At 72.6% G+C, this 13,117-nt stretch carries 10 protein-coding genes; all 10 read left to right on the top strand.

Annotated features, from left to right (window positions below):
• The first annotated feature begins 368 nt into the window (after positions 1 to 368).
• Positions 369 to 800, top strand: a complete 432-nt coding sequence (mraZ, locus tag Bra3105_RS04930) for a division/cell wall cluster transcriptional repressor MraZ (protein ID WP_109275379.1) — start codon at positions 369 to 371, stop codon at positions 798 to 800.
• Positions 801 to 962: 162 nt separating this feature from the next.
• Positions 963 to 1,946, top strand: coding sequence for a 16S rRNA (cytosine(1402)-N(4))-methyltransferase RsmH (rsmH, locus tag Bra3105_RS04925; protein WP_228358841.1), 984 nt, complete (start codon positions 963 to 965; stop codon positions 1,944 to 1,946).
• Positions 1,947 to 1,973: 27 nt separating this feature from the next.
• Positions 1,974 to 2,468, top strand: a complete 495-nt coding sequence (locus Bra3105_RS04920; RefSeq protein ID WP_228358840.1) for a cell division protein FtsL — start codon at positions 1,974 to 1,976, stop codon at positions 2,466 to 2,468.
• 3 nt (positions 2,469 to 2,471) lie between these two features.
• On the top strand, positions 2,472 to 4,322 hold the full coding sequence (locus Bra3105_RS04915) for a peptidoglycan D,D-transpeptidase FtsI family protein (protein ID WP_228358839.1): 1,851 nt from the start codon (positions 2,472 to 2,474) through the stop codon (positions 4,320 to 4,322).
• Positions 4,319 to 5,941 (top strand): UDP-N-acetylmuramoyl-L-alanyl-D-glutamate--2,6-diaminopimelate ligase, encoded by a 1,623-nt coding sequence (locus Bra3105_RS04910; RefSeq protein ID WP_228358838.1) that lies wholly within the window; start codon positions 4,319 to 4,321, stop codon positions 5,939 to 5,941. Before Bra3105_RS04915 ends, Bra3105_RS04910 begins: the two co-directional genes overlap by 4 nt.
• Positions 5,942 to 7,552 carry a UDP-N-acetylmuramoyl-tripeptide--D-alanyl-D-alanine ligase gene (locus Bra3105_RS04905; RefSeq protein ID WP_228358837.1) on the top strand — a complete coding sequence of 537 codons (1,611 nt, stop codon included), beginning with the start codon at positions 5,942 to 5,944 and terminating at the stop codon, positions 7,550 to 7,552.
• Positions 7,549 to 8,649, top strand: coding sequence for a phospho-N-acetylmuramoyl-pentapeptide-transferase (gene mraY / locus Bra3105_RS04900; protein ID WP_200501122.1), 1,101 nt, complete (start codon positions 7,549 to 7,551; stop codon positions 8,647 to 8,649). Before Bra3105_RS04905 ends, mraY begins: the two co-directional genes overlap by 4 nt.
• Positions 8,646 to 10,190: a UDP-N-acetylmuramoyl-L-alanine--D-glutamate ligase gene (gene murD / locus Bra3105_RS04895; RefSeq protein WP_228358836.1), complete on the top strand. Its 1,545-nt coding sequence runs from the start codon at positions 8,646 to 8,648 to the stop codon at positions 10,188 to 10,190. The genes mraY and murD overlap by 4 nt, the downstream gene beginning before the upstream one ends.
• On the top strand, positions 10,187 to 11,854 hold the full coding sequence (ftsW, locus tag Bra3105_RS04890; RefSeq protein WP_228358835.1) for a putative lipid II flippase FtsW: 1,668 nt from the start codon (positions 10,187 to 10,189) through the stop codon (positions 11,852 to 11,854). The genes murD and ftsW overlap by 4 nt, the downstream gene beginning before the upstream one ends.
• Positions 11,854 to 12,945, top strand: coding sequence for an undecaprenyldiphospho-muramoylpentapeptide beta-N-acetylglucosaminyltransferase (gene murG, locus Bra3105_RS04885; RefSeq protein WP_228358834.1), 1,092 nt, complete (start codon positions 11,854 to 11,856; stop codon positions 12,943 to 12,945). Before ftsW ends, murG begins: the two co-directional genes overlap by 1 nt.
• The last annotated feature ends 172 nt before the right edge of the window (positions 12,946 to 13,117 follow it).

Genomic DNA, 13,117 nt, shown 5'->3' with positions numbered 1-13,117 from the left:
TGCGCTCCCCGGGGTCTCCCCACTCCGCTCCCCGGGACCCCTCCACTCCGCTCCCCGGAGTCCCCCCACTTCGCCCCACCTTCCGTCCCGCGCATGCCCGGTTCCCCCGCCGAAGGCCTCCGAGGGGCAGTGACCTGCGCTCTTGCTGAACGCGTTCCCAGGGTTCGACGGCCCCGCCAGGCACGGACACGCCCTGGAACGGCTGTGCCGCAGGATTTCCCTCCACCCCGCTCCACACTCTTGACCTGCCCTGATGCCGCGAATCTGAGGTCGGTTCGACGAATGGGTAGCGGGAAGTGGTGAGTTGTGGGGTAAAGTGGGGCGTGCAGGAGGGAGATGGTGATCCCTCGTCGAGAAAGGGGGCGCGGATGTTCCTCGGAACCTTCACGCCCAAGCTCGACGACAAGGGCCGCCTGATCTTTCCCGCGAAGTTCCGGGACGAGCTCGCCTCGGGCCTGGTGATGACTCGGGGACAGGAGCACTGCATCGCGGTGTACCCCCTGGCCGAGTTCCGCCAGAAGCTCGAGGAGGCCAGGCGGGCTCCGACCACGGATCAGCGCACGCGCGACTACCTGCGTGTGCTGCTCTCGGGGGCGGAGGACGTCATCCCGGACAAGCAGGGCCGCATCACGATCCCCGGCCAGCTGCGCACCTACGCGGGCCTGGACCGGGAATGCGCCGTGATCGGCGCTCTGGACCGCCTCGAGGTCTGGTCGCTCCCCGCGTGGGAGACCTACCTCGAGCAGAAGGAGGAGGGCTTCGCCCAGACCGCCGAGTCGGTGGTCCCGGGCCTGTTCTGAGGGACTCCGTCCCGCGAGACCTCTCGTCGCTCCCGCCCCGACGCAACTTCCCCGGTGGCGGGTCGGGAGCGACGAGGAATCCCGCCGGACGGCACCACGAGCAGCACGCGATGCCGCACCACGACGATCGAGAAGCACGCATCACGCAGGAGAGGCGGTGGCATGGACGAGAACCAGCATCCGGTCCGAGCCCAGGACCGCCACGCTCCCGTCATGCTCCAGGCGTGCGTCGATCTCCTCTCTCCGGCTCTGGTCGAGCCGGGCTCCGTCTACGTGGACGCGACGCTCGGCATGGGCGGCCACGCCAGCGCCGTGCTCGCCGCCTGCCCGCACTCCCGCCTCATCGGCATCGACCGTGACACCGCAGCCCTCGAGCTCGCCCGCGAGCGCCTCGCGCAGGACGGCTTCGCCGACCGCATCGACCTCGTGCACGCCACCTACGACGCGATCCCCGAGGTCCTCGCCGAGCGCGGGCTGACCGCGTCGGCCGTGATGATGGACCTGGGGCTCTCCAGCTTCCAGATCGACACGTCCGAGCGCGGCTTCTCCTATGCGGCCGACGCACCCCTGGACATGCGCATGGATCCCGCTTCAGGAGGCCCCACCGCGGCCGACCTGCTGCGCGACCTCGACGAGAAGGAGCTCGCCCGCATCCTGCGGGAGTACGGCGACGAGCGCTTCGCCCCGCGCATCGCCCGCCGCATCGTCTCCGAGCGCGCCGAGCACCCCCTCGAGCGCAGCGGAGAGCTCGTCGACCTCCTGGACCGTGCGATCCCCGCGGCCTCCCGCGCGCACGGCGGACACCCCGCCAAGCGCTCCTTCCAGGCCCTGCGGATCGCCGTGAACGACGAGCTCGCGATCCTCGCCCGCGCGATCGACGGGGCCCTCGACTCCGTCGGCGTCGGCGGCCGCGTGGTCGTCGAGTCCTACCACTCGGGCGAGGACCGGCTCGTGAAGTCGGCCCTGGCCCGTCGCACCCGCTCCTCGGCGCCTCCGGACCTGCCCTTCGAGCTCGAGGAGCACAAGCCCACCTTCGCCGCTCTCACGCGCGGCGCGCTCCAGGCCGACGAGGCCGAGCGCGGGTCCAATGCCCGCTCCGCCTCGGTGCGCCTGCGCGCCGCCGAGCGCCTCCGACCCGCACACTGACGAACGACCGACGAATCGGAACGCATCATGGCCATCAGCACCGCACCCCGCGTCGCACCCCGCCGCGCCGCGCGACCCGTCGCCCGCACCTCCGCCAGGCCCCGCCTCGCGGTGGTCGCCGCGCCGTCGACGCGCCGCAGCCCGCTCCCGTTCGCGATCCTGTGCACCCTGATCGCCGTGGTCACCCTCGCCGCGGTGCTGTTCCTGAACATCCAGATGTCCGACACCAGCTACGAGATCACCCGCCTTCAGTCCACCTCGCAGAAGCTCACCGAGCAGTCCCAGGGGCTGCAGGAGCAGGAGGACGAACTGAGCACTCCCCAGGAGCTCGGCAAGCGCGCGAAGGATCTGGGCATGGTCCAGGCCGGGGACCCGGGCTACATCGATCTGGGAAATGGCAAGGTCGTCGGCGAGGCGCAGACGGTCCAGGGCGCCTCAGGGGCAGAATCGTCCTCGATCCCCGCGGCCTCGATCTACGAGGACGCGGAGACGTACCACGGAATGGGCAACGAGGGGGACTGATCGATGGCCTCGAACTCCCGTGACCGAGGACGTTCGGGCTCCTCGTCCTCGCGCGCGTCGTCCGGATCGGCGCGCGGCGCGTCGTCGTCCCGACGCCGTCAGACCCGACCCGCGCATCCGGTGATCCCGGCCCCGCGCGTGGGCGAGCCGCTGATGCGCCGCCGCCTCATGCTCACGCTCATGGGGGCCGGTGCCGTCACGCTCGGAGGCCGCCTGGTCTGGGTGCAGGGGCTGGACGCGAGCGCGCGCGCCGCCGAGGCGGTCGACCAGCGCACCACCGATCGCACCATCACCGCCCTGCGCGGAGAGATCGTCGATCGCAACGGCGCCGTGCTCGCACGCAGCGTCGAGCGCTACGACCTCTGGGTGAACCAGCTGCAGGTCGGCGACTTCAAGCCCAAGGACAAGGATCTGGGCACCGGCGTGAAGGCCGCCGCCAAGGTGCTCTCCCCGCTGCTGGACGAGGACGTCGACGATCTCGAGAAGACGCTCACGGGGAAGCGCGGCTTCCTCTACCTGCGCAAGAACGTCGAGCCCGACGTGCGCGAAGCCGTCATCTCGCAGGAGATCCCTGGGATCGGATCGGACCGCGTCTCCGAGCGCATCTATCCGGCCGGGGAGATCGGCGCCAACGTCATCGGCTTCATGGGCGGCGACGGTGCGGCGCTCGCCGGCGCCGAGTACAAGTACGACAAGAACCTGCGCGGCAAGAACGGCAAGGTCCGCTACGAGCGCGGCGCCGGCGGCCAGGTCATCCCCACCGGCAAGCAGACCACCGTGGAGGCCGTCGACGGCGACGACCTCGTGCTCACGATCGACGAGAACCTGCAGTGGAAGTCCCAGCAGGTCGTCGCCGAGACCGTGAAGAAGTTCGGTGCCGACGCCGGCAGCGCCGTCATCTACAACGTGCGCACCGGCGAGCTGCTCGCCCTCGCCGACTACCCGACGTTCGACCCGAACAAGCCCGGCAAGACCGACCCGGAGTACCTGGGCAACCAGTCGCTGTCCAACGTCTTCGAGCCGGGCTCCACGGGCAAGCTCCTCACCGTGGCGTGCGCTCTCGAGCACAAGAAGGTCACGCCGTCCTCCCACTACACCGTGCCCTACACGATGGACTTCGACGGCAACCGCATCAAGGACTCCCACCCGCACGAGACCCAGCACCTCACCCTCGCGGGCGTGCTGAAGAACAGCTCGAACGTGGGCACCGTGCAGATCTCCAAGACCGTCTCCGACAAGCAGCGCTATGCGACGCTCAAGGCCTTCGGGATCGGCGAGAAGACCGGCATCGGCCTGCCCGGGGAGTCCGAGGGCATCCTGCACCCCGTGGCGGACTGGGCGGGTCGCCTGCGCTTCACGATCGCCTTCGGCCAGGGGTACTCCGTGACCCCCATCCAGATGACCGCCGCGATCGGCGCCTTCGGGAACGACGGCGTGCGCATGCAGCCCACGATCGTGGCGGGCACCCGCGACGAGAAGGGCACGCTGACCGCGGCCACCACCGCCAAGGGCGTGCGCGCCTGCTCGAGCGAGACCGCGCGGACCATCCGCAACCTCATGGACAATGACATCGACGACGACGCCGCGTCCAACGCGGCCGTCCCGAACTACGCGGTCGGCGGCAAGACCGGCACGGCGGAGAGCGGGGCCGGCTACACCGCGTCCTTCATCGGGATGGCACCCATCGACGACCCGGAGATCGCCATCGGCGTGTTCGTGTACGGACTGAAGACCTTCATCTCGGGCAACACGGCGGCCGCCCCCGCGTTCTCCGAGCTCATGCAGTACACCCTCCAGACCCAGGGCATCGCGCCCACCGGCACGAAGGGCAAGACCCTGGAGGACGAGTGGTGAGCGGTCATCCCCGCGCGGTCCCGCCCCGTCCCCGGCGCGCCGAGGACGGAGAAGGCGTCTCCGCGGCCCCGCGGATCACGGCGGGGGAGCTCGCCCGTCTGCTCGGGGCGGAGGTGGTCGGTCCTGCGGACGACGCCATCGTGCTGACCGGCGCGACCCTGGACTCCCGCGCCGTCGAGCCCGGCGACCTCTACTGCGCCCTGCCCGGGGCCCGCACCCACGGCGCCCGCTTCGCCTCCCAGGCCGCGGCCTCGGGCGCGCTCGCGGCCCTCACCGATCCCGTCGGCGCCCAGGAGTGCGTGCGCGCGGGCCTGGTCGCCCTGGTCCTGGACGATCCCCGTGCGGCGACCGCGCGCGCCGCGGCCGCCGTCTACGGCGACCCCTCGCAGCGGCTCACGATGATCGGCGTCACCGGCACGAACGGCAAGACGTCCGTCGCCACGATGCTTCACCGCACCCTGCTCTCCCTGGGGGTGCCGGCCGGCGTCATCGGCACCAACGGCACCGAGTACTGCGACGGCGACGGGGAGGACGCCGTGGTCACCACCGTGCGCACCACCCCGGAGTCGCCTGACCTGCAGGGGATCCTCGCGCGCATGCTCCAGAGCGGCGTGCAGGTGTGCGTCATGGAGGTCTCGAGCCACGCGATGGTCCAGCACCGGGCCGACGAGATCGCCTTCGACGCCGTCGCCTTCACCAACCTCTCCCAGGACCACCTGGACTTCCATCCCACGATGGAGGACTACTTCCGCGCCAAGGCCTCCCTGTTCGCGCCCGCGCACGCGCGCGTTGGCGTGGTCTGCGTGGACGACGACTGGGGCACGCGGCTCGCCCGCGAGTCGTCCATCCCGGTCACGACGTTCACCACGGACCCGGCCCGCTCCGCGGACGTCGTGGTCGAGCAGGTCGAGCCGCATGCCTTCGGCAGCTCCCTGCGCGTGCGCGAGGCCGACGGCTCTACCCACGATCTGAACTCCCAGATCCCGGGCATGCCGTACGTCGCCAACACCGTCGCCGTCCTGCTCCTGCTCGAGGCCGTCGGCCGCGGCGGCCCCGAGGTGCGCGAGGCGATCTCGCGCTCCGGCCGCGTGCCCGGACGGATGGAGCTGGTCGCCGAGGAGCCCGTGCGCGGGGTCGTCGACTTCTCCCACACCGAGGACGCCCTCGCCAAGACCCTCGCCACCCTGCGCGCGGTGCCGGGCACCAGGCGGCTCCTCGCCGTGATCGGCGCGGGCGGCGACCGCGACGCCGGCAAGCGGCCGCACATGGGCGCCGTCGCCGCCGACCTCGCCGATGTCGTGATCATCACCGACGACAACCCGCGCAGCGAGGACCCCGCCTCGATCCGTGAGCAGGTGCGCGCCGGCATCCCCGCGGACACCTCCGCCGAGGTGCACGTCGTCGCCGGTCGCGAGCGCGCGATCGACCTCGCGTGCGAGCTGGCCGACGTGGGCGACACCATCCTCCTGGCCGGCAAGGGCGCGGAGACCGGCCAGACGATCGGCGATACAGTCCTTCCGTTCGATGATCGCGTGCAGCTGCGGCGACGACTCCCCGGGTCCGACGCCGCGCCCGTGGATCCGGACGACGCCCCGACCCGACCCCGAGAAGGACGCTGAATGCTCGCCATCACAGCCCAGGAGATCGCCGACCTCACCGGCGGTGAGCTGATCGGCGGCGCCACGGGCACCGAGCAGGTCACCGGCGAGGCGCGCATCGATTCCCGCGCCGTGCGCGAGGGCGACCTGTTCGCCGCCTTCCACGGCGAGAACGTCGACGGCCACCGCTTCGTCGACTCCGCCCGCGACGCCGGCGCGGCTCTCGCCCTGGTCACCGACGCGGTCGACGTCCCCGCCGTGCGCGTGGCCGACGTCGTGACAGCCCTGTCCGACCTGGCCCGCGTCCAGCTCGCGAGCGCCCGCGCGCGCCGCGAGGACCTGCGCGTCGTCGCCCTCACGGGCAGCGCCGGCAAGACCGGCACCAAGGACCTCCTGGGTGCGCTGCTGCGGGAGATCGGGCCGACGGTCGCGCCCTCCGGCAGCCCCAACAACGAGCTCGGCCTGCCGCTCACGGTGCTGTCCCTGACCGAGGACACCCGCTTCCTCGTGCTGGAGATGGGCGCCCGCGGCATCGGCCACATCGCCCATCTCACCGCGATCGCCCCGCCCGACGTCTCCCTCGTGCTGAACGTCGGCAGCGCGCACCTCGGCGAGTTCGGATCGGTCGAGGCGATCGCGCAGGCCAAGGGGGAGATCGTCGAGGCCCTCCAGCCCGCGGGCCGGGCGATCCTCAACGCCGACGACGCCCGCGTCGCGCGCATGGCCTCGCGCACCTCGGCGCCCGTCACCACGTGGGGCATGGCCTCCGGCGACGTGCGCGTCCAGGACCTCCGCCTCGACGAGCAGGCCCGCGCCCGCCTCACCCTCGCCGTCCCCGAGGGCCTCACCCGCCTGGACGGCAGCGCCATCCCCGCGGACACCCGCGAGATCACCCTCGACCTGCTCGGCGAGCACCAGGCGCTGAACGCCGTCGCCGCCGCGACCGCCGCCCTCGTGCTCGGCATGGACCTCGAGGACGTCGCGCGCCTGCTGCCGCGCCTGCACCTCAGCTCCGGGCAGAGGATGGAGGCCGTGCACGCCGCCGGGGACGTGCTCATCCTCAACGACGCCTACAACGCGAACCCCGACTCCATGCGCCAGGCCCTGAAGACCCTCGCGCATCTGGGCCGCACCCGGCGCACCATCGCCGTGCTGGGCGAGATGCTCGAGCTCGGCGAGGACTCCCTGCGCCTGCACGACGAGGTGGGCCGCCTCGCCGTGCGCCTCAACATCTCCCAGCTGATCGCCGTCGGCCCCGGGGCCCGGCTGATCCATCGGGGCGCCTGCCTCGAGGGCAGCTTCGGCGACGAGTCCGAGGAGGTCCCCGACCTCGACGCCGCCCTCGAGCGCCTCGTCGAGATCGTGGAGCCGGGCGACGTCATCCTGCTGAAGTCCTCGCGCGACGCCGGGCTGCGCACGCTCGCCGAACCGCTGCGCGATGCCCTCGACGCGCGCGAGCGCGGCGGGGGAGATCCGGCCGCCGCGCCGAGCGACGGATCCGCAGGTGCTCACGTCCCGGCGGCCCACGGCATGGCAGACTCGCAGGACACGGCGACGGACCCGGCGACGACCGGGCCGGCACCCACGACCGACGACCACGAGCCGGGAGACGCAGGAGGCGCACGCGCATGATCGCGATCATCATCGCCGGCGGCGCCGCGCTCGTCCTGGCGCTCATCGGCACCCCGCTGTACATCCGGGTGCTCGTCAAGCGCCATTACGGGCAGTTCATCCGCGACGACGGACCGACCTCGCACTCCACCAAGCGCGGCACCCCCACCATGGGCGGCGTCGCGATCATCCTCTCGGTGCTGATCGGGTACGCGGTCGCCCACCTCATCACCCAGCAGCCGCCGTCGGCCTCTGGCCTGCTCGTGCTGTTCCTGATGACGGGACTGGGCGTCGTCGGCTTCCTCGACGACTTCATCAAGATCACCCGCCAGCGCAGCCTGGGCCTCCGGGCCTACCAGAAGCTCATCGGCCAGTTCGCCATCGCGACGGCCTTCGCCGTCATGGCCCTGCTGTTCCGCAACGACTCGGGCCATGCGCCCGCGTCCACGCGCCTCTCCTTCGTGCGCGACCTGCCCTGGCTCGATCTCGCCTTCGCCGGCACCACGATCGGCTTCGTGCTCTTCGCGATCTGGGCGAACTTCCTGGTCGCCGCCTGGTCCAACGGCGTGAACCTCACCGACGGGCTCGACGGCCTCGCCACCGGCGCCACCATCATCTTCGCGGGCGTCTACCTCGTGATCTCCTTCTGGCAGTGGCGCCAGACCTGCACGAGCGGGCACCTCCTGCTCGACTCCGCCCACTGCTACAGCGCGCGCGACCCGCTGGACACGGCGATCATCGCGGCCGCGATCGGCGGCGCGTGCATCGGCTTCCTCTGGTACAACACCTCGCCCGCGAAGATCTTCATGGGCGACACCGGCTCCCTCGCCCTGGGCGGCGCTCTCGCAGGCCTCACGATCGTCTCGCGCACCGAGCTGCTCGGCGCGATCATCGGCGGCCTCTTCGTGATCATCTCGCTGTCGGTCATCATCCAGGTCACGAGCTTCAAGCTCACCCGCAAGCGCGTGTTCCGGATGGCGCCGCTCCAGCACCACTTCGAGCTCAAGGGCTGGAACGAGGTCACGATCGTGGTCCGCTTCTGGATCATCGCGGGCGTCCTCGGCGCGGCCGGGCTGGGCCTGTTCTACCTCGACGCGCTCCCGGGGATCGCCTCGTGAGCTCGGACGGCTCGCCGGTCGACGCGCGCCCCTGGCCGGGCCTGGACGTCGCCGGCCTCAGGATCCTCGTCGTCGGCTTCGGCGTCTCCGGGTACGCGGTCGCCGACCAGACCATGCAGCGCGGTGCGAGCGTGATCGTCGTCGACGCGGCGGACACCCCGCGCAACCGCGAGCGCGCCCGCATCCTCGAGGTCTTCGACGTCGAGGTGCGGCTGGGCGCCGAGCACACGCTCGCCCTGCCCGAGGACGCGGACGTCGACCTCGTGGTCACCTCCCCCGGATGGCGTCCCGACCAGCCCCTGCTCGCGCAGGCCGCCGCCGCGGGCATCCCGGTGTGGAGCGAGGTCGAGCTCGCGCGCCGCATGCAGGCGCCGGACGGCCCCGCCTGGCTGGGCGTCACCGGCACCAACGGCAAGACCACCGTCGTGACGATGCTCGAGACGATCCTGCGCGCCGAGGGGCTGCGCGCCGTCGCCTGCGGGAACGTCGGCCTGCCCGTGATCGAGGCGGCCCTCGACCCCGAGGGGTTCGACGTCCTGGCCGTCGAGCTCTCGAGCTTCCAGCTGCACTGGACCCAGCACGTGGACTGCGAGGCCGCGGCCGTCCTCAACATCACCGAGGACCACCTCGACTGGCACGGCGGCCTCGAGGCCTACGCCCGCGCCAAGGGAAAGATCTTCGAGGGCGTCCGCGTGGCCTGCGTCTTCAACACGGCCGACGACCTCACCCGGAGGCTCGTCGAGGACGCCGACGTCGTCGAGGGCGCCCGTGCCGTGGGCGTGACCCTGGGCGCCCCCGGCCCGTCCGAGCTGGGCGTCGTCGACGACCTGCTCGTGGACCGCGCCTTCGTCGAGGACCGCCGCCGTCAGGCCGCCGAGCTCGGCTCGCTGGCCGACCTGGCGCACCTGGGCCCCCACGGCGCCCCGCCCCACGTCGTCTTCAACGCGCTCGCCGCCGCGGCCCTCGCCCGCGCCCACGGCGTCTCCCAGGCGGCCGTGCGCGAGGGGCTGCGCGCCTTCCGCTCCGGCAGCCATCGCAGCGAGATCGTCGCGGTCGGCACCGGCATCGCCTTCGTCGACGACTCCAAGGCCACCAATCCCGACGCGGCCCGCGCCTCCCTGCTCGGCATGGAGCACGTGGTCTGGATCGCGGGCGGCGACACCAAGGGGGCCGACGTCGACACGCTGGTCGCCGAGGTGTCCGGACGCCTCCGCGGCGTCGTGCTCATCGGATCCGACGACACGCCCTTCCGCGAGGCGCTCGAGCGACACGCCCCCGCAATACCCCGCGTGCGCGTGCCCGCGGGTGACACTGAGGATCCCGAAGGACGTTCCCGACTGATGCGGGAGGCCGTCGACGCGGCGGCCGGACTGGCACGGGAGGGCGACGCGGTGCTCCTCGCACCCGCCGCGGCCTCGATCGACCAGTTCACGGACTATGCCGAGCGCGGCGACCTCTTCGCCGCCGCCGCCCGCGCGGCCACCGGGACGCAGGACGCCGAGGACACGCAGGAGCCGGACGGACCGGAAGGACGCGCATGAGCCCCCAGCAGACGCCCCGTCGGGCCCCTGCTGTGGTGCGCCCGGACGAGGACCGCCCCCTGGGCGACGTCGGCGGTCGCGTGCGCAACGGCCTCGGCGACTGGGGCCGCTCCCCGGTCCTGGACTTCTACGGCCTGATCTGCGTGGGCACCCTGCTCATCGGCACGGGCCTGGTGATGGTCCTCTCCAGCAGCTCCGTGGTGAGCATCGCCAAGGGCGACTCCCCGTTCGCGGGCCTTCTCGCACAGGGGAAGTTCGCACTGATCGGGCTCGTCGGCCTGCTCGTCGCCGCGTTCCTGCCCCCGCGCACCTACGAGAGGTTCGCCTGGGTGCTGCTCGGTCTCGGCATCGCCCTGCAGTGCCTCGTGCATGTGCCGGGCATCGGGGTCGCCGCCGGCGGCAACACGAACTGGATCCGCATCGCCGGCCAGACCCTGCAGCCTTCCGAGCTCCTCAAGCTCGCGCTCGCCGTCTGGCTCGGCGCGATCCTCACTCGCAAGCGCCCGCTGCTGCACCGCACGATGCATCTCGTGATCCCCGTGGTGCCGGTCATCGTGGTCGCCCTGGGCCTCGTGCTGCTGGGCCACGACCTGGGCACGATGATGATCATGGCGATGCTGGTCGCCGGCTCCCTCTGGATCGGCGGCGTGCCGCGGCGCTGGTTCGTGCTCGGCGGCGGCGTGGGCGTCGCCGCGATCCTCTTCTTCGCCCTGACCAACGCCAACCGCATGGCCCGCATCGGCAACTGGCTGCACGGCACCTGCGAGGGCGACTCCTGCCTGCAGTCCGACCAGGGCCTCATGGGCCTCGCCGAGGGCGGATGGTGGGGCGTCGGTCTGGGGCAGTCGCGCCAGAAGTGGGGGCGCCTGCCCGCCGCCCAGGACGACTACATCTTCGCGATCATCGGCGAGGAGCTCGGGCTGATCGGCACGCTCGGCGTGCTGCTGCTGTTCTCCGTGCTCGCGCTCATCCTCTTCCGGATGATCACCCGCGCCCGGGACCCGTTCATCCAGATCACCATCGGCGGCGTGGGCGCCTGGCTGCTCGGCCAGGCCTTCGTGAACATGATGGTCGTCACCGGCATGCTCCCCGTGCTCGGCGTGCCGCTGCCCTTCATCTCCTCCGGCGGCTCCGCCCTGGTCGCGTCCATGCTGGCCCTGGGCATGCTGCTGTCCTTCGCCCGCCACGAGCCCGGCGCCCAGGAGGCGCTCACCGCCCGCATGGGCACCGTGCGCAGCGCTCTCGCGGTGATCCCCGCGAGCCGCGGGGGAGAGGGGACGCGTCGTCGTCGCCGCGGTCGCCGCGGGGCGAAGTCGGCAGGCGGGGCGTCGTCGCGGAAGACGAAGGCGACGGCAGGAACCGCGAAGGCGACCACTACGCGCGCAGCCGCCTCCGGCGGGCGCGCCCGCACCGCGGCCCCGTCCTCCCGCTCCCGCGGTGCCGGGGCCCGCAGCTCCGGGACCCGCACCACAGGGTCCCGCGGCGCCGGATCCCGCAGCTCGGGCGCCCGGGGGACCGGAACCCGCTCCGGCGGCTCGCGCGCGACCGGCGGACGATCCGCTGGAGCCCGCTCGACCGGCACCGCGCGCCGCACCCCTGCTCGTCCGTCGGCCCGATCGGCCGAGCCCACTGCCCGCCCCGACACCGAGGGATACGCCCGCTGATGAACGCACCGACCGTCCTGCTGGCCGGAGGCGGCACCGCAGGCCACGTCTCGCCCCTGCTCGCCACCGCCGCGAAGATCCGCGAGCTGGACCCCGAGGCCGAGGTGCTCGCTCTCGGCACGGCGGACGGCCTGGAAGCCCACCTCGTCCCGGCCGCGGGCCTCGAGCTCGCCACCATCGAGAAGGTTCCCTTCCCTCGCCGTCCCAACGGCGCTGCGCTGCGCTTCCCGGCCCGCTTCGGCGGCAGCCTGCGCGAGGTGCGCGCACTCATGAAGGACCGAGGCGTCGGCGCTGTCTGCGGCTTCGGCGGCTACGTGTGCCCGCCCGCCTATCTCGCCTCCGCCTCCGCGCGCATCCCTCGCCTGATCCATGAGGCGAATCGCCGGCCCGGCCTCGCCAACCGTCTCGGTGCCCGCGGGGCCGCGGCCGTGCTCACGGCCTTCGAGCACACCCCGCTGCCCGGTGCCCGCCGCATCGGGATGCCCATGCGCGAGGGCATCGCGGCCCTCGACCGCGCCGCCCGCCGCACCGACGCCGTGCGCTCCTTCGGACTGGACCCGGAGCGCCCCGTGCTGCTGGTCACCGGAGGGTCCCTGGGTGCCCAGCACCTCAACGAGGTTGTCGTGCACAGCGCGGAGACGGTGCTCGCGCACGGCGGCCAGATCCTCCACGTCACCGGCCGAGGGAAGACCGAGGTCGGAGCCGCCCTCGCGGACCGCGACGGCTACCAGCTGGTCGAATACGTGAGCGCCATGGAGGACGCCTACGCCGCCGCCGACCTCGCCGTCACCCGCTCCGGGGCCGGCACCGTCAGCGAGCTCACGGCCGTCGGCCTGCCCGCGGTGTTCGTGCCCCTGCCGGTCGGCAACGGCGAGCAGGCGCTGAACGGCCAGGAGGTCGTGAGCGCCGGCGGCGCCCTCATGATCTCCGACGCCGACCTCGACGAGCAGGTCATGACCGGCACGATCCTGCCGCTGCTGAGCGACCCCGAGCGTCTGCGGGCGATGTCCGAGGCCTCCCGTGCCTTCGGCATCACCGACGCCGCCGAGCGCCTCGCCGGTCTCGTCCTCGCCGCCGCCCACCGCGGCTGATCCCAGCGCTGCTTACCCCACCGGGGCCGGCCCCGGCGCTGCTGGTCCCAGAGCAGTTCACCCCACTGTGGGTGGCCGCTCCGCGAGCCGGCCGCGGGGTTCCGTCGCGGGGTCCCGTCCGGCTCTCCCCGGGCACGTGACCGACGACGCGCGGAGAGCCTCCGGGAGGCTC

This window comes from Brachybacterium halotolerans subsp. kimchii, assembly GCF_020792675.1.
In the GTDB taxonomy this organism is placed as follows: Bacteria; Actinomycetota; Actinomycetes; order Actinomycetales; family Dermabacteraceae; genus Brachybacterium; species Brachybacterium halotolerans.
The sequence above is the reverse complement of the archived record's forward strand: the minus strand, read 5'-3'. Positions and strand labels throughout refer to the sequence as shown.